At 51.5% G+C, this 17,431-nt stretch carries 15 protein-coding genes; all 15 read left to right on the top strand.

All coding sequences use genetic code 11. The features are described from left to right. The first annotated feature begins 20 nt into the window (after positions 1–20). The 15 genes from ASH01S_RS12335 to ASH01S_RS12265 all read left to right on the top strand — a co-directional run bounded on the left by ASH01S_RS12335 (position 21) and on the right by ASH01S_RS12265 (position 17,312). Entirely contained in the window at positions 21–1,067 is a 1,047-nt protein-coding gene (locus tag ASH01S_RS12335; RefSeq protein ID WP_083517112.1) for a LacI family DNA-binding transcriptional regulator, read from the top strand. 242 nt (positions 1,068–1,309) lie between these two features. Further along, on the top strand, positions 1,310–2,485 hold the full coding sequence (locus ASH01S_RS12330; RefSeq protein WP_067928671.1) for a thiolase family protein: 1,176 nt from the start codon (positions 1,310–1,312) through the stop codon (positions 2,483–2,485). An 11-nt stretch (positions 2,486–2,496) separates the two neighbouring features. After that, positions 2,497–4,095, top strand: coding sequence for an acyl CoA:acetate/3-ketoacid CoA transferase (locus ASH01S_RS12325; protein WP_067928669.1), 1,599 nt, complete (start codon positions 2,497–2,499; stop codon positions 4,093–4,095). Further along, the gene (fabG, locus tag ASH01S_RS12320; protein WP_067928667.1) at positions 4,079–4,816 is read left to right on the top strand and encodes a 3-oxoacyl-ACP reductase FabG; all 738 of its coding nucleotides are present in this window, start codon (positions 4,079–4,081) and stop codon (positions 4,814–4,816) included. The genes ASH01S_RS12325 and fabG overlap by 17 nt, the downstream gene beginning before the upstream one ends. 22 nt (positions 4,817–4,838) lie before the next feature. Next, the gene (locus ASH01S_RS12315) at positions 4,839–5,582 is read left to right on the top strand and encodes an N-acyl homoserine lactonase family protein (protein WP_067928665.1); all 744 of its coding nucleotides are present in this window, start codon (positions 4,839–4,841) and stop codon (positions 5,580–5,582) included. A gap of 20 nt (positions 5,583–5,602) precedes the next feature. Further along, on the top strand, positions 5,603–6,793 hold the full coding sequence (locus tag ASH01S_RS12310) for an ABC transporter substrate-binding protein (protein ID WP_067928663.1): 1,191 nt from the start codon (positions 5,603–5,605) through the stop codon (positions 6,791–6,793). Positions 6,794–6,860: 67 nt separating this feature from the next. Next, positions 6,861–8,354 (top strand): sugar ABC transporter ATP-binding protein, encoded by a 1,494-nt coding sequence (locus tag ASH01S_RS12305; RefSeq protein WP_083517111.1) that lies wholly within the window; start codon positions 6,861–6,863, stop codon positions 8,352–8,354. After that, positions 8,351–9,286, top strand: coding sequence for an ABC transporter permease (locus ASH01S_RS12300; protein ID WP_067928659.1), 936 nt, complete (start codon positions 8,351–8,353; stop codon positions 9,284–9,286). Before ASH01S_RS12305 ends, ASH01S_RS12300 begins: the two co-directional genes overlap by 4 nt. A gap of 3 nt (positions 9,287–9,289) precedes the next feature. Next, complete coding sequence (locus tag ASH01S_RS12295) at positions 9,290–10,297, top strand: ABC transporter permease (protein ID WP_067928658.1); 1,008 nt, start codon at positions 9,290–9,292, stop codon at positions 10,295–10,297. A 30-nt stretch (positions 10,298–10,327) separates the two neighbouring features. Beyond that, a complete protein-coding gene (locus ASH01S_RS12290; protein ID WP_067928705.1) occupies positions 10,328–11,857 on the top strand; it encodes an acyl CoA:acetate/3-ketoacid CoA transferase in 1,530 nt (509 codons plus the stop codon). Positions 11,858–11,870: 13 nt separating this feature from the next. After that, a complete protein-coding gene (locus tag ASH01S_RS12285; RefSeq protein WP_067928656.1) occupies positions 11,871–12,377 on the top strand; it encodes a 3-hydroxyacyl-CoA dehydrogenase family protein in 507 nt (168 codons plus the stop codon). Between the two features lie 300 nt (positions 12,378–12,677). After that, positions 12,678–13,865, top strand: coding sequence for an ROK family protein (locus ASH01S_RS12280; RefSeq protein WP_067928654.1), 1,188 nt, complete (start codon positions 12,678–12,680; stop codon positions 13,863–13,865). A 168-nt stretch (positions 13,866–14,033) separates the two neighbouring features. Continuing rightward, positions 14,034–15,416, top strand: a complete 1,383-nt coding sequence (locus ASH01S_RS12275) for an ABC transporter substrate-binding protein (protein WP_067928652.1) — start codon at positions 14,034–14,036, stop codon at positions 15,414–15,416. Positions 15,417–15,468: 52 nt separating this feature from the next. Next, a complete protein-coding gene (locus ASH01S_RS12270) occupies positions 15,469–16,449 on the top strand; it encodes a carbohydrate ABC transporter permease (RefSeq protein ID WP_083517109.1) in 981 nt (326 codons plus the stop codon). Next, positions 16,446–17,312, top strand: coding sequence for a carbohydrate ABC transporter permease (locus ASH01S_RS12265; RefSeq protein ID WP_067928650.1), 867 nt, complete (start codon positions 16,446–16,448; stop codon positions 17,310–17,312). Before ASH01S_RS12270 ends, ASH01S_RS12265 begins: the two co-directional genes overlap by 4 nt. Positions 17,313–17,431 lie beyond the last annotated feature (119 nt).

The following is a 17,431-nucleotide window of genomic DNA, read 5'->3' as shown; positions in this document are numbered from 1 at the left end:
ACTGAAGGTGTGAAGGCTATATGGCTGAAAATCGAGAAGGACTGACTATCAATGAAATTGCCCGACTAGCAGGGGTATCGCGGTCGACTGTATCGCGAGTGTTGACCGGGCATCCCAATGTCAAGCCCCAAACGCGGAAATTGGTGGAGGAAGTTATCCGAAAGTCAAACTATCGACCCAACCCGATAGCTCAAGGATTGGTAAAAGGTAGTCTCAAGATGATTGGACTGCTCGTTGGGGATATCCGTAACTCTTTTTATGCCGAGCTTGCCCGGGGGGTCGAGGATGTGGCCCATAAAGCCGGGTATATGGTCGTGTTCTTCAATTCAGACTACGACATCGACCGGGAATTGTTTTACCTCCAGGGGGCCCAGCAATTTGCTTTCAGTGGGTTGATTTTGATGTCAATTCTTGATGGGCAGGAGTTGGTGCCTGTTCTTCGTAACATAAAGTGTCCAATTGTCATGCTCAATCGTTATATGAGATCGTTTGAAACGGATGTAGTCATCGTCGACAATTTTCAAGGTGCTTATCTCGCGACGAAACATCTGATTGAACTAGGTCACACGCACATTGCGCATTTATCCGGACCAGCGCTGTCCACGGCCAGTCAAGAGCGCATTGCGGGATTCAAACAGGCCCTCCAAGATCACGGAATAAAATGTATGGAACGCGATATAGTGGAGGGGGATCTATTACTGGAGAGTGGTCGGCAATTTGCAGAGCGGTGGATTGCGCAATCGAATCGACCGACAGGGATATTTGTCGCTAATGACTTTATGGCCTTGGGAGTGATTGACGTATTTCTGCGGAAGGGAGTGAAGATACCTGATCATGTGAGCATTGTCGGGTACGATGACCTGCCGTACGCGAGAGTGGCGCCGATTGACCTTACGACGGTGAGACAACCGCATTATCAAATGGGTGCGACCGCGATGGAGTTTTTATTGCAGCGAATTCGTGGCGAAGCTGAGTTCACGCAGCGCATCACCTTTATGCCAGAGTTGGTGGTTCGCTCAACGACAGCCCCGCCGCCAAAAGATGCTATGCAAGGCACAACCAGTTAATCATTTTCGCGAAGATGAAAAATATTGGCGGTTGATATGTTGGATCACGGTAAGCTCGACAATTTTGGGATCGATTCCAAATAGGGGTGCCTAGTATGTTGTGAAATCTGTCGAATCATCGGTGGGTTGATTGTTCCCTGAAATTCAGTATACCCGGTAGCATGGTTAGGACAAGCGAATGAGACAGTGAATCTGTAAAGGTAATTTTGGAATCGTTCCCAATCGTAAAGGGGTTGATGATTATGCGTGAGGTTGTGATTGTCAGCGGTGTTCGCAGTGCAATCGGGACAATGGGCGGAAGTCTTGCAGATGTCCACCAGGCAGACTTGGGCGGCATGGTTTTTGCGGAAGCTGTGAAAAGGGCGGGACTGCCGCCAGAGTGCATCGACGAAGTGATTGTGGGGAATGTTGGCCAGGTCGCCGAAAGCGGATTCTTAGGCAGAATGGTGTCTCTCAAAGCCGGCTTTCCGTTAGAGACCACCGCCTATGCGGTCAACCGTCAGTGTGGATCCGGTCTTGAAGCCATCAATTCCGCTGTGTTGAAAATTCAATCCGGCTATGCCGATGTGATTGTCGCGGGCGGGACAGAGAATATGAATCAGCTTCCGTATTATGTTCGGAAGGCGCGATTCGGGTACCGTTTCGGGCATGGGGAGTTCGAAGATGGTCTGCTGACGATTTTAACGTGGCCGATGGGCCCGTATCCCAATGGAGTGACTGCCGAGAATTTGGCAAAGAAATTTGGGATCAGTCGGCGAGAACAGGATGAATGGGCGGTCTTGACGCAACAGCGCGCCGCGGCGGCAATTCAAACCGGAAAATTTAAATCAGAAATTTTGCCGATTGAAGTGAAAAAAGGAAAATCCACGACATTGTTTGCGGTCGATGAACACCCAAGAGATGTCACATTGGATCAGCTGGCCAAGCTGAAACCGGCTTTTATAGAAGGTGGTACGGTCACAGCGGGAAACTCTTCCGGGATCAACGACGGGGCTGGCGCTGTCGTCTTGATGGGGGCGGACACAGCACAGAAGATGGGATTCCAACCCTTGCTGAAGGTAAGAAGTTTTGCCGTTGCAGGGTGTGATCCAGCGACAATGGGCTATGGTCCTGTTCCAGCTACACAAATCGCTCTAAAGCGCGCTGGATTGTCGATTGGCGACATCGATCTCTTCGAATTAAATGAAGCATTCGCGGTGCAAACCATTGTCGACATTCGCGAACTGGGACTCGATATCGACAAGGTGAACGTGAATGGGGGCGCCATCGCGCTGGGCCATCCCATTGGGGCAACGGGAGGGATATTGACGGTCAAATTACTTTACGAGATGAAGCGCCGCAATGTTCAATTTGGGGCTGTCAGTATGTGTGTTGGCGGCGGTCAAGGGGTTACGACCATTTTTGAAAACTGTCAGTAGGGGTAGGCAGCATGCGTCCAAAATTTTTAAATGGGTCACAAGCCGCGGAACTCATCAAAGACGGAAATACTGTGTTGACGGTGGGTATGACTTTGGTCGGTGCTTCCGAAAGTGTACTGAAGCCACTGGAAGAAAGATTTTTGAAGACCGGACATCCCCGCGATTTGATACTTTTTCATGCTGCGGGTCAGTCTGATCGAGATCGGGGTATTCAACACTTCGCGCATGTCGGCATGACCAAACGAGTCATTGGATCTCACTGGGGATTGGCTCCCAAATGGATGGAATTAATATCCAGAAATCAGGTGGAAGCGTATTGCATGCCCCAGGGTCAGGTGACGCACCTCTTGAGAGACATGGGGAGTGGTCTTAAAGGACATCTGTCCAAGGTGGGCCTCGGAACCTTTATCGATCCACGCATTGAGGGAGGGAAAATGAACGCGCGTACGCGCGAACTGCCGGATTTAATCGATGTCGTCCAGTTTCAAGGCGAAGAATATCTCTTTTATCACCAGGTGCCCATTGACGTCTGCTTGATTCGCGGCACTACCGCAGATGAGAACGGAAACATAACGTTTGAAGACGAAGCAATGAAACTGGAAGTGCTCCCAGCAGTGCTGGCTTCAAAGCGATTTGGCGGCATCGTCATCGTTCAAGTCAAACGTGTCGCGGCCAAGGGGACTCTTCATCCAAAACAGGTTGGGATCCCTGGGGTGTTCGTGGATGTGGTTGTCGTCTCTGACAATCCGGAAGCAGACCATCGACAAACCTCGAGTTTCTACTTTGATCCGGCATACAGCGGTGATATTCGTGTCCCGCTGGACACTATCGAACCTACCCCGCTGAGTGCGAGAAAGATCATCGCCCGCCGTGCCGCCATGGAATTAAAACGAAACGCAATCATCAATTTAGGCACAGGTATACCAAATGACGAAATTGGCGGCGTGATAGTTGAAGAGGGACTGTCCGACGATATCCTCATCACAGTTGAGTCGGGGGTTTACGGCGGCGTTCCTTTGGGTGGAATTGACTTCGGGATTGCCAAGAACATGGAGGCCTTGATTGAACATACGTCCCAGTTCGACTTTTACAATGGCACAGGGGTTGATTTCACCTTTATGGGTGTGGGTCAGGTGGACCGCCATGGAAATGTGAATTCAACTAAATTTGCGGGGCGTTCAACGGGTGCCGGGGGATTCATCGATATTACGCAGTTCGCCAAAAATGTGATCTTCTGTACAACATTCACGGTTCGTGGCTTGAAGGTCGACGTCTCGGAGCAACAACTCGTGATATGCAACGAAGGGTCTGAAAAGAAGTTTGTCAACGAAGTGGAACAAATTTCATTCAACGGGAGATTGGCGTTGGAAAGGGGGCAGCATGTTCTGGTCGTAACTGAGCGGGCTGTGTTTAAGTTGACGGACGAGGGTTGGGAGCTCGTGGAAATTGCGCCGGGTGTTGATTTGAACAAGGACATACTTGGTCAAATGGATTTCACGCCAAAAATTGCTGAAGACCTGAAACAGACCCATCCATCCATCTATTTGCCCACGGCTTTTGGTTTAAGGGACTTTATAGAAAAGGGGAATCATTATGCGCTTACAAGATAAGATTTCGATTGTTACAGGTGCTGGCCGGGGAATTGGACAAGGCATAGCGGTGAAGTTAGCCAAGGAAGGGGCAAAAGTAGCGGTCGTTGATGTCAGCGAAGAAAATGGCACCGCGACTGTCTCCCTGATCCGGGAGGCCGGGGGAGAAGCTGTTTTCGTACCGTGCGACATTGCAAAACAAGACGAGGTGGATGCGCTATTTCAAACGGTGATAAAGGAATACGGAACTCTCGATGTCTTGGTGAACAATGCTGGGATTAATCGTGACGCCATGCTTCACAAGATGACACATGAACAATGGGAGCAAGTCATTTCGGTGAATCTCACGGGAACCTTCCATTGCGTCCAGGCTGCTGCCAAGCTCATGCGCGAAAAGCAGTCTGGCCGGATTATTAATATCGCGTCCGCCAGTTGGCTCGGCAATATTGGACAAGCCAATTACGCGGCTTCCAAGGCCGGTGTCGTGGGGCTTTCCAAAACGGCCGCTCGAGAACTCGCTAAATACAACGTTACTGTGAATGCGATTTGCCCGGGATTCATTGATACCGAAATGACGAGAGGGGTTCCGGACAAAGTGTGGGACATCATGATCAGCAAAATTCCATTGGGACGGGCCGGGAAGCCGGAGGATGTGGCCAATCTGGTTGCGTTCTTGGCTTCCGACGAAGCCGAGTATATCACGGGTGAAGTTCTCAATGTTGGCGGTGGCATGGTTCTTTAGTCTATGAAACGGAGTGGGATGCATGATGCAAACTTGGAAGGTTATGGCGCTCAAAATGGGGGAATTGACCGTTGAAAAGTCCACGCTCACGTACAATCAGGATTTCGGACAATCCATGGTCATCCCCATGTGGGCAGTGGCCATCTACGGGGGTGGTTATAACATCCTCGTGGATACCGGAATTCACGATGCACAGTGGGTGCGGAATCACGTAGCTCCCTGCAGCCAGGAGGATGACGAACAGATTGTTACGGCATTGAAGGAAGGCCTGGGATGGGGGCCAGACGATGTCGATATTGTGATCAACACACACCTTCACTACGACCACTGCGGGAATAACAAACTGTTTAAAAAAGCCCGTTTCATTGTGCAAGAAACGGAGTGGGCGGCTGCGCACAGCCCCATTCCAAGCCAAGCCGGAATCTACTTGCATGAACTTTTTGATTCTGTAGATTATTTTTCTTGGAATTTTGTCCAAGGTGCCGCCGAAGTGGCTCCAGGCGTCAAGGTATTTCCCACTCCTGGTCATTCCGAAGGGCACCAATCCGTTCTGGTGAAAACGGAGGAAGGCCGGCTGTGCATTTCTGGAGATGTAGCCAATCTGCTTGTCAATATCAGGGAAAATATTCCGGCCGGAATATTGACCAGCACCAAAGACATCTTTGCCAGCATGCAGCGAGTACGGCAACTTGCCGATCGCATATTACCAGGTCATGAGCCGAGCATTAAAAAGTATCAGACCTGTGGGTTTCCATCACTCAAATAACATTTAGGGGGTACACACGCATGAAAAAGAAAATCTTTCTGTCTGCTGTAAGCGCTGTATTGGCCGCTCTCTCTGTGTCAGCTTGTGGAGCTTCTTCAAACCAGGGAACATCGTCGCAAGCAGGAAATTCCGAGAATGTCTCGACGGCAGGATCCGGGTCTACGCCGACCTGGGGTCACGGTAAAAAAAGCGGGTTCGTCATTGGCTTCGCCAACGGTTATTTCGGCAATACGTGGCGATCACAATTTGTGCAGGATGTCAAAAACGCCGCCAAGCCGCTCGAAGCGGATGGTACAATCAAGAGCCTACAAGTTGCCAACTCCAATGCGGACGTTTCTCAACAAATCAATCAACTCAATACAATGATCAACTCCGGTGTCGACGCTTTGATGATCGATCCGGTGTCGGCAACGTCTCTCGGTCCAATCATTGCGAAGGCGAAGGCGAAAGGAATCCTTGTTGTCATCACGAATGACCCGGCGGCCTATTCCGGTACGTATGCCGTCGTCGGCAACAATGATGCGTTCTGGAGGATTCAAGCCGAATGGATTGCCAAGCAATTGAAGGGGAAAGGACAAATCGTTGAAATTACGGGACTCTCTGGGAACACTGCGGACACCATTCGTCAGAATGCTGCCAAAGACGTTTTGAGCAAATACCCGAATATCAAAGTTCTTGCCTCTGTGCCCGGCAAGTGGGATGAAGCGACTGCTCAGTCCTCCATGTCCACGTTGCTGTCAACGTACAAAAATATCGACGGAATTTTGGAGCAGGACGTTATGGCTGAAGGCGTTCTCAGGGCCTATGAGGATGCGAATGCAACGCCGCCAGTGATGACAGGGGACTATACTTTCGGATTCTTGCGCAAATGGAAGTCTATGCCAAATCTGAATTCCATCGCTGTATCGTATGCACCCGGCGTTGGTGCGGACGCTCTTGAATTCACGATTGACCTTTTGAAGGGGAAAAAGTTGAAGTCCGACTCACTCCAAGCAAACCCGTTAAATCCGAATCTGAAAAATACGATTCTGATTGATCCGCCCTATGTGGTCACCAAAGATGCGAATCCTAATGCACCGTGGATGAAGAACTTGAAATTTACAAAGTCGATCAGTCTGGAGGAAGCTGTGAAGCTTGGCCAAGGCAAATCCGACGGTGCCGCACTCGATGCTTTCCTCACGCAGAAGCAGGTGGATTCGTTCTTCCAATAAATAGGACACCATGGCGGGTGCAGGCTCCTTGGGTAGCCTGCACAGCCAGTGAACAGGAGGGCCAAGCGTGAATGCTCTTGAGTGTAGACGCATTCAAAAATCTTTCGGATCCGTAAACGCACTCTGTGATGCGAGCCTCTCCGTTCGGCCGGGAGAGATTCGAGCCATTCTGGGAGGCAATGGATCTGGAAAGAGCACCCTGGCAAAAATCCTTGGCGGTGTTGTTCGACCCAACCAAGGTGAAATCAAATTGTTTGATAAGACGTGTTCCATCCGTTCACCTCGCCATTCCAAGCGACTGGGGATTGTCATTACATCACAGGAATTAAGTTTATTTACAAATCATACTGTCGAAACGAATTTGTTGATGTGCGACATTCCGCGTAGCATAGGTGTTTTTACAAACAGGGCGAGAGTCAAACATGTTGGCCGTCAAGTGATGGACGAGCTGAACCTGTCACATCTCATCGGGAAGACCGTCGCCGAATTGGCTGCGAATGAGCAGTACATGGTGGAGTTTGCAAAGGCGTTGATCCAAAAACCCAAGATTTTAATTGTTGATGAAATCACTTCGGCATTGTATCGCGAAGAGGTCGAATTGGTGAAACAGATGCTTTTTCGTTTGAAAGAAAACGGCACGGCAGTCTTGTTTATTTCGCATAGAATGGCTGAAATTTATTCCATCTGTGACTCGGTGACCATCATGCGCAATGGAGAGACGGTCGCTACCGTGGGGATTCAGGAGAAAAACGAAAACGAGCTGCTGTCCATGATGAGTGGTCGTGACGTAACTGACGTCATCCATTCCCATACGGGTTCAGTGGCAACTGCGGATGGCCCTCCACTGTTGATGGCACCGCAACTTCGACTATCCCGGTTTGGGACCCAATTTGATTTCCGTGTTCAACCAGGAGAATTTGTAGGTATAGCAGGGTTGCAGGGGCACGGTCAATCCGACTTGGTGCGTACCTTGTTCGGCATGAGAGGTTCGGTGCACTTGAAACTTGAGGGACAGGATTTGCATGTGTCGAGTCCTCGCAAGGCTGTTGCCGCACGCATGGCGTTTATTTCAGGGGATCGGGAAAAAGAAGGTGTCTTTTCAGTTCGCTCCCTTTCCGAAAACCTCGCCGCTGTCAAGGAGCTTGTGATGGGGCAAACGGGACTTGCCGCGGATGCGGTCCTGCGTGAACAGGGAGTGAAGTTCGCGAGTGCAAAACAACCGATTCGCACACTCAGTGGGGGCAACCAACAAAAGGTCGTGATTGGTCGATGGTTGGTTACAAATCCCAAAATTTTATTGGCTGACGATCCTACCAAAGGCATCGATGTTCAAGCCAGGTTGGACGTGCACCACATGCTGTGCCGTTTAATCGAGAAAGGTTCGAGCGTCGTTTTCGTCTCCAGTGATGATGAAGAACTTGTACAACTGGCCCACATGGCGCCGTCGGCGCGAATTCTGGTCATGTATGAAGGGAAAATCGTGCGAGTCTTGACAGGCTTAGATATCACAACAGAAAACATCATATCAGCTTCGGTGCCAAGAGGAGCGCGATTTAAATGAACATTTTAAAATGGACAACATTCCCCGTATTGGTGCTAGTGATTGTGATGGCCGTGATCAACTCCGTCCTTACACCGGGATTTCTGACAATGTCCTCATTGTCTGGATTTCTTGGATCTTATGCTCCCTTGGTGTGTGCTGCGGTTGGCTCAGCCGTGGTCCTGTTCGGCGGGGGAATTGACATTTCTTTGGGCTCCATCGTCTGTCTAGTAAATGTTGTATTCATCACGATGCAGGGGTACGGATGGAACGTCTTAACTTCAGCGGCGCTCGCCGTGTTGGTTGGCGTGGGAGTGGGTGCATTAAACGGATTCGTAATCGGGTTCCTGAGAGTGAATCCATTGTTGACGACATTTTCAACATCGTCGGTCGCTGCAGGTGTCGCACTGTGGATCATGCCAACCCCCGGTGGCCAAGCATCGATGGATTTTGTCACCTGGTACAACGGAAATTGGCTAGGCATTCCGACGCCTGTCTACTTCATCGCCGTTGTGTGGCTTCTCTGGCTGTTTCTGTCCAAGACGCCCATTGGCATCTGGCTCTACGCTCTCGGATGCGACGAGCGAAAGGCATTTGCCTCGGCCATTTCGGTTGCATGGCTCCAGTTTTTTACCTACGTGTTTGCTGCATTGGCGACCGGAATCGGCGCTATCGCACTTACGGGAAGCGTTGGGAGCGGAGATCCGTTGGTTGGGCTGCCAATTTCACTCAACGCGATTGCCGCGTGTGTCATTGGGGGCATTTCTCTCATGGGTGGCCGTGGCGATTCTTTCGGCGCAATTTTAGGGGCATTATTCCTCGGCCTGGTTTCGACTACGGTGTTGGCTGCGCATGTACCGCCGTTTTACCAGGATCTCGTTTCGGGTGTCATCGTCCTGCTTGGCGTCATAGGATCTGTTTCCCTCTCGCGAAAACCAAAATTGGTTTCTTAGGAGGTGTTCAAACTGGTAGAACAGCAGGTCAAACGGATCATAAGTGTTCCCAACAAGCGTCTTCGTTGGTCGATAGTGCGAAACAACGTATACCTCCCGTCCGTCATCGCCAGTCTCGTGTTGCTTGGTTTAGGTCAAGTGATCAGCCCAGGTTTCGCCGATTTCAACAATATCGGCAATATCCTGGCGGTAGCGAGTATTTTAGCCATTGCTGCGGTGGGCCAAACAATGGTCATCGTATCGGGCGGCGAGGGAATTGACCTCTCTGTGGGTGCGGTCATGTCCATGGGCGCTCTGCTTGGAGCCAGTTTCATTCATGGCGAAGCCAGCCGTTTGCCAATCGCTGTCGTCTTACTTGTCCTGATTGGCGCAGCCATTGGTTATATCAATGGATTTGGAATTCAATGGGTTGGGATACCTCCGCTTGTCATGACGCTCATTATGACCTCGGTCGTCAATGGGTTTACGGTGGCCTACACGAAGGGGCAGCCATCGGGTGCCATTCCGAAGGTTCTTTTGGCCGTCGGACAGCCGATAGTGGGGCCGATTCGCTGGCTGTTGGTCCTGGCAATTGCCATCCTGGTCGCTTTCGGGATCATCATGAACAAAACGTCGTACGGAAAGCGGTTGTTCCTTATCGGCAGCAATAGAAATGCAGCCTTGCTCTCGGGAATTTCCGTGCGCGGTACTGTCACCGTGACCTATATGATTTCCGGGGTTATCGGTGCCTTGGCTGGCTTGATCCTCGTCGGATACACGGGAAACGCCCAATTGCAAATGGCGAGCGACTACACGCTGCTGTCGATTGCGGCCGTCGTGATTGGTGGGACAAAGTTGGCCGGCGGCGAGGGGACGCTGGTGGGTGCAGCATTGGGGGCAATCGTTTTGACGATGCTGACAAGCGTCCTGGTGGCCGTCGGCCTCCCGCAGGGCGTTCGCGAACTTGTGCAGGGCTTGACCTTGCTCCTAATTTTGGTTGCCTACTCACGCGCACCACGGCTTCGGCAATAAGGGGTGACTGAATTGGAGTTCGTGAATCCAATGGATTTGGCGCGTATCATCCCAGACGATGCCACGATTGCATTCGCAGGGTTTGGCGGTATGGGGCAATGTGACGCGGTTGTAAAGGCCATTCGTGACTCGTTTTTACAGTCAGGACATCCACGCAACCTGACTATTTTCCATGCGGCAGGACAATCGGATAGCACAAATGGGCTTGAGCATATCGCGTTGGAAGGGTTAATCTCTCGCATCATCGGCGGCCATTGGGGATTGTTGCCCAAGACTCGGACCTTGATTGAAAACAACCTTGTGGAAGCGTACTGTCTGCCACAGGGCCAGCTCACTCACTTATTTCGAACCATTGCCAACGGACTCCCTGGGCACTTTTCGCAAATTGGCATCGGGACGTTTGTGGATCCGAGAATTGAGGGTGGGAAATTTAACGAAAGGGCCAAACAAAGTGGTTATAGCCCCGTGGAACTCATCTCGATATTCGGGGAAGAGTACCTTTTTTACAAAGGCCTCTCGTTCGATTACGTCTTGATTCGAGGGACAGCGATTGATGAAAGAGGCAATGTGAGCACGAAGGAAGAACCGCTCAAACTTGAGCTCTTGTCCGCTGCCCAAGCGGCAAGGGCAGGCGGTGGAAAGGTCATTGTGCAGGTAAAGCATCTTGTGCAGTATGGAACTATTCATCCGAAGGACGTCGTGATTCCTGGATATCTCGTAGATTATGTCGTCATAGCGGACAATCCCGAACTGGATCACCGCCAGGTCCCGAATGCAGTGTATGATCCAAAGTATTCTGGAGATATACGCGTTCCGGTTGGGGATATAGCTAAGCTTCCACTCGATATACGCAAAATTATTGGCCGACGGGCGGTAAAGGAGTTGGGAAAGAACTCAATTGTCAATGTGGGCATCGGCATTCCTGGGGACGTGATTGGTCCGGTTAGCGCCGAGGAGGGCCTCCTCGACGATATGATTTTGACCGTCGAGTCGGGAGTGGTCGGCGGTGTTCCCGCTGGGAAAAACGAGTTTGGAATCACCGTGAACGCCGATGCCATCCTGGATCACGCCAGCCAGTTTGATCATTATCATGGCTGCGGTGTGGACGTCACATTTATGGGCGCAGCGGAGATCGATCAGGTTGGAAATGTGAATGTAAGCAAATTCGCAGGCCGCAAGGTCGGCTGCGGAGGATTCATCGATGTGACCCAACCCGCAAAAAAGGTCGTATTTTGTACGACTTTCACAAACGGGGGGCTTCATGTGACTGTGGACAATGGAAACCTCAAGATAGTCCATGAAGGGAGAAACAAAAAATTTGTTAACCGCGTGGCTCAGATTACGTTCAGCGGAAGTTACGCGTCTCGGCTTCAAAAACCAGTTTTGTACGTAACAGAGCGGGCTGTTTTCGAATTAGGCAAGGAGGGCATGGTTCTGACCGAAATCGCACCCGGGGTTGACCTGGAGAAGGACATCCTTGAACAGATGGAGTTTAGACCTGTCATTTCGCCGAGTCTGAAATTGATGGATGAAGGCATCTTTCGGGAGAAGATTGAATGATGGTGGACAAAATTTGGCAAGTGGGACGAAGCGTCCTGAGCAGGTGATAGGGATGCACTTCTTCATTCCTGCGCCGGTTATGAATTTGGTGGAGGTGATCAAGGGACTGCGAACTTCGCAAGCGACGTTCAATACTGTCGTCGAGCTCGCGAGGATGTTTAACAAGACCCCGATAAAGGCTCCTGACTCGCCCGGATTTACGGTGAACCGGATTTTTGTCCCGATGTGGAACGAGGCGATGTTTATGGTCATGGAAGGAGAGGATCCTCAAGATGTGGATACCGCCATGAAGCTCGGAGCCAACCTGCCAATGGGTCCGTTGGAACTTGCAGATTTCGCGGGGCTGGATACGGTCTTGGGAGTCATGGAAGTATTGCATAAGAATTTTGGGGATCCAAAGTACAGGCCATGTCCATTACTCCGAAAGATGGTTCAGGCTGGATTTTTGGGGCGCAAGACTGGACGGGGATTCTCTAATAATAATTACAACAATCGTCTTCAAGACCATCTGAATCCCTGAAACGTTAAAAGCCCCGCCAGACGGCGGGGTTTTCAACTTGCCGAAGAATGAACGGCGGGGCATCCGGTGATGTCCTGCTTGTCTGGTCTTTCGGTACCAAGTCCCCACTTGGCGCTAACTTGAGAAAACAAACTCCCCATCGAGATGGAAGGTCGTATTTTCTGAACATAACGCAAGCATATTGGTCAGCATTCGTTGTTGGGGCTCACTGGAATTGTGGGTGCCAACCTATTTGTATTACCATGTAAACCAATTCAACGGTTTGCGAAAACCAATCGAGAGACCCGAGGACTGATATCCATGCTCGTCAGGCAAGGCTGGGAAGTCATACCGACCAGAGAATACAATAAACGGGTTGTGCTGGACTTGATTCGGACTCGGTACCCGATTTCAAGAACCCAGATTGCCGAGATCACACACTTAAACAAGGCGACGATCTCTACCATCGTAAATGAATTTATATCAAAAGGCGTGGTGGCGGAGATTGGAAATGCCACTTCCGCTGTGGGGCGGCGCCCAATCCTGCTGGGATTTGTGCCCGACAGCGCCTATGTCATTGGTCTCGTGGTTTACGTGGACTATATCCATGTGGCCTTGACCAACCTAGAAGGGCAAATCGTCTGGGAGCTCAAACGGGAATTGAATAACACCAGTACGGACGAGGTCTTGACCAGCATGGTGGGTTGTATCCACGAGGCCCTGGGTCATAATGCAGGTTCTTCGTTGGGCGTGGTGGCCATCGGGGTAGGAGTGCCGGCCTTGGTCGATTTTGAAAGCGGTACCATCGTGCACAGCCCCAACCTGCAGCTGAGTTCTATCAATCTGAAGCAGTACTTGGAAATGGAGTTTTCGATCCCTGTCTTCGTGGACAATTCCGCCAACGTGGCCGCATTTGGAGAAAAGTTATTCGGCGTCGCCAAGCGGTTTCGACACTTTGTCTATGTCAGCGTTTCCACTGGCATCGGCGTGGGCATCTTCATGAACGGCCAGTTGCAGCGGGGGGCCGCAGGCTTCGCCGGAGAACTGGGACACATGGTCGTGGAGCCGCGTGGACTCAAGTGCTCGTGTGGAGGGACAGGGTGTTGGGAAATGTACGGATCGCTCAAAGCACTGTATAGACAGGTGGCGGACCACGTACAAGACGTCATGCCAGAGTACCACCCGGATGTCCTCCATGCGGTGGTTCAGGCCGCGCAAGCAGACAACACCTGGGCCCTTGAAGGCCTGTATTACATCGCGTACTACTTGGGAATCGGCATATCAAATATTGTAAATATATTCAATCCCGAGGCCATCATCATTGGCAACAAGATTACACCGCTGGCCAAGTGGATCCGCCCTATGGTGGAGACAGCTTTGCAGACTCGATGCTCGGCCAAACTGGTGGACCAACTGAACCTCATTGTGTCCGACAACGGGGAGAATACCGTGGTCATAGGAGCTGCATCTCTGGGAATAGACGGATTCATGGAGCAGATCACCCGCTAGCTTTGGCGTGCAAAGGGCAGGGAAGACACCATGGCAATAGCCCACCAATCTGCGACTGTGGAAGGGAGGCTTTTGGATGATGGACCCGACTATAGGGATCCAGGACTGCTTTTGCAACCTTTTAATTCTAAATAATTGAAATTAACTGTTGTTTAAGGGGGACGGAAGATGAGCAAAGCATCGAACAGAACAAAACTCTTGGGTGCACTCGCGGTAGTGACCCTCGGGACGACCGTGTCGGCATGTGGCTCCCAGTCCAATACCAGCAGCACGCAAGAGAATACAGCGGGCCATGCAACTTCCATGACGCTGACCATATTTACGTCCAAATACACGGCGAATCCGCAGGCCCAGGAACAATTCCTGAACAAGTTGGCTAGTCAATTCGAGCAGAAGAACCCAGGCATCAAAATTCAATTCACGTATTACGATTCAGCCTCTCAGGAGAACACGACCCTGCAAACCTCGTTGGCCACCCAACAGGGCCCTGACATCTTCGACATTGGGACCACGTTTGTGCCCACGGCTTACGCAATGAACGGGTTCCACGTATTGAGCAAACAAGATTGGGACAAGATTGGTGGTTTGCAGAAGTTCTTTCCTGCTCAGTTGAAAATGTCGGGTCCTGGTTCAGGTCATTACATCGCCGTTCCCTGGGAAATGGTTCCGTTTGGGCTTGTTTATAATAAGAAGCTCTTCAAGGAGGCGGGCATTCAGTCGCCTCCCAAGACATGGACGGAGTTTGTGAAAGACGCACAAAAGCTGACAAACCCAGCGAAGAATCAATGGGGCACAGCGATAGACCCGGCCGATTCCTTCGATCCTTGGCATGTCGGCTGGGTCTTGACCAAGCAGTTCGGTGGCGACTTTGTCAGTCCGGATTTGAAACGGGCGACACTCGATTCGGAAGCGGCCGTGAAGGGTTTAACTTTTTGGTTTGACTGGGTGCAAAAGTACAAGATAGCCTCGCCCAACGATATGACCAACAAGGGTACCGATGAACTTCGCGCCTTTGAGAATGGTCATGCTGCCATGCTCGTGATGCAGGGGACCTCACTCATCCCATCCTTGGAGTCGTCCGCCGTGAAGGATGATTATGCATTCGCTCCCATGCCGACGATTCCCTACGGCATGAATGCGTTGCCTCAAGGCGGAGTACCTGTCCAGACTTTCGTGTCTGGCAACGATTTCGTCATTCCCAAGTACGTGACTGGAGAGCGGTATCAGGCTGCGCTGAAATGGATTAAGTTCTTCACCGATGTGCCGCAGCAAAACGAGATGTACAAGGTATATGGCCAAATGCCCGTGAATGTAAACGCGTACAAAAACAACCCTGAACTCAACACCCCGGTCATCAAGGCTTTCGTTGAAGCGGAGAACCACGCGTACCCCATTCCTTTTACACCGGCGTGGGGCAACATTGAGGTGGTTTACGGCGGCGTGTCTAACAAAATCGCCAATGCAATCGCGACCCATTCGTACCATGACGGCGACATTTCGGCTGCCCTGAAAGCTGCTAATCAACAAGCCCAATCTTCGCTGCAGCAATGAGGCTCCGGTTGTCTTGGCTGAATTTCGTCATGGGTGAGGAGGGATGGAGACCATGTCTAGTCCACAGGTGCCGCTTGACACCGTTGGTACGGCGTATACGACGGCACCCCCCGGTGCCGTGCGTCGAAAGCGCATGTCCTCGTGGCAGAGGCCCCCATACTGGATGATGCTTCCCAGTGTGGCGCTGCTGCTGATTATCGTGGTTGCGCCTTTTGCCGTGAGTGTATACGCAAGTCTGACGAAGCTCAATCAGTATACGATAGCCCACTGGACCAGCGCCCCGTTCGTCGGATTGGAGAATTACGCGGACGCTTTTCGCCAGGGGAATGCGCTGGGAGCTTCCGCACTACAGAGCGTTTGGGTGAGTGTCTCGTTCTCCGTGGTCACGACCATTCTCATCACACCCATCGGGATCATCGCCGCTCTGCTTGTCAACAAGCCGTTTCGTGGCCGGCGGTGGGTCAGAACTCTGTTTCTGGTTCCCTATGTGATGCCGGTCTTTGTCAACGCGATCGTCTGGAGAATGTTGTTCATGAACGGCTGGGGACTGATTGACCAAGTCCTGGCCACGTTGCACCTGGCCAGCAAAGACACGTTCTGGCTTATCGGCCCCAGGAGTTTCTGGGCCATGGTGGTGGCTGATGTGTGGTCCTCATGGCCCTTTGTGTACCTCATGGTCTTGGCTGGGCTGCAGGGGATATCCAGCGATTTGTACGAATCCGCCAATATGGACGGGGCGTCGCCAGTCCGTGGCTTCTTTTCCATCACCCTGCCGATGTTGCGGCCTGTGCTCGGACTCGCCCTGTTGCTGTCTACACTGAATCACTTCAACAATTTTACCCTGCCGTTTATCATGTTCGGGACCCCTCCGTCACCGCAGGCGGATGTGTTGCCATTGAACGTCTATATCACATCTTTCCAGACGTTCAACTTCGGCCTTGGGGCGGCGATGTCCTTGATGACCTTGATTCTGATGATGATTCCAGCAGTGTTCTACATTCGAATGCTGCGCCTTGGGGAGGCCACATCATGATCCGTAGCATTTCCGCCCAACACAGGTTTTGGAACGGGATGAGAGCTGTCGGCATCGCCCTCATAGCCTTGTTCATCGTGATACCCCTTGCCTACATCGTCCTGATTTCGCTGACCCCAGATACCCAAGTGGGCGGTGGATCTCTGTGGCCCAGTCACTGGGCGTTTGAAAACTATGCAAAGATGTGGTCAACCGTGCACTTGGCGCAGGGAATCCGCAACAGCGTCATCATCTCAGGCCTGGCTGGTCTCCTGGCTACGTTGGTCGCGCTCGGTTCCGCCTATGTTCTCGCCAGGTTTCAGTTCCGCGGGCGCAAGACCTTTATGCTATCGTTGATTACCATTCAGACGATCCCGTCCGTGATGCTGTTGCTGCCGCTGTTTGTGATCATTGTGGTCATCCAAGACGCCATATCCATTCACCTTGTCGGACGATACTTCACAATCATTCTTACGTACATGACGTTTGCTCTGCCTTTTGCCTGTTGGCTGCTGTATTCGTATATGTCGGGGATACCGGTGGACTTGGAAGAAGCAGGATCTGTGGATGGATGCACTCGTCTCCAGGTCGTGAGATACGTTGTCATTCCGCTATTGTTGCCGGGGATGGTCGTCACATTTGTCTTTTCCTTTTTGCTCGCGTGGGGTGATGTCCTGTTCGCTAGCGTGTTGACCTCTGCCGAGACACACACGGTGGCCGTGAGCTTACAGACTTATGTGTCATCTGGAGAGTCGGGAGGTGATGTGTATTGGGGACAGCTCATGGCGGCCAGTCTGACCAGTGGGTTACCGATCATGGTTATCTTTCTGATATTCCAGAAGTATATCATCGGTGGATTAGCCAATGGGGCTGTAAAGGGGTAAACTGCGCCTGGCCAGGTCAGTCATGAAGGCTGACCTGGGAGGTGGCGCCATGGTTACGATTTCAGCCTTTGGCCCTCAAATCGCTGCTGGCAGAGATGGATTCTTAATGGAACTGAGGG

The sequence above is a fragment of the Alicyclobacillus shizuokensis NBRC 103103 genome (assembly GCF_001552255.1).
In the GTDB taxonomy this organism is placed as follows: Bacteria; Bacillota; Bacilli; order Alicyclobacillales; family Alicyclobacillaceae; genus Alicyclobacillus_G; species Alicyclobacillus_G shizuokensis.
This window is presented reverse-complemented; position numbering and strand designations above follow the sequence as displayed.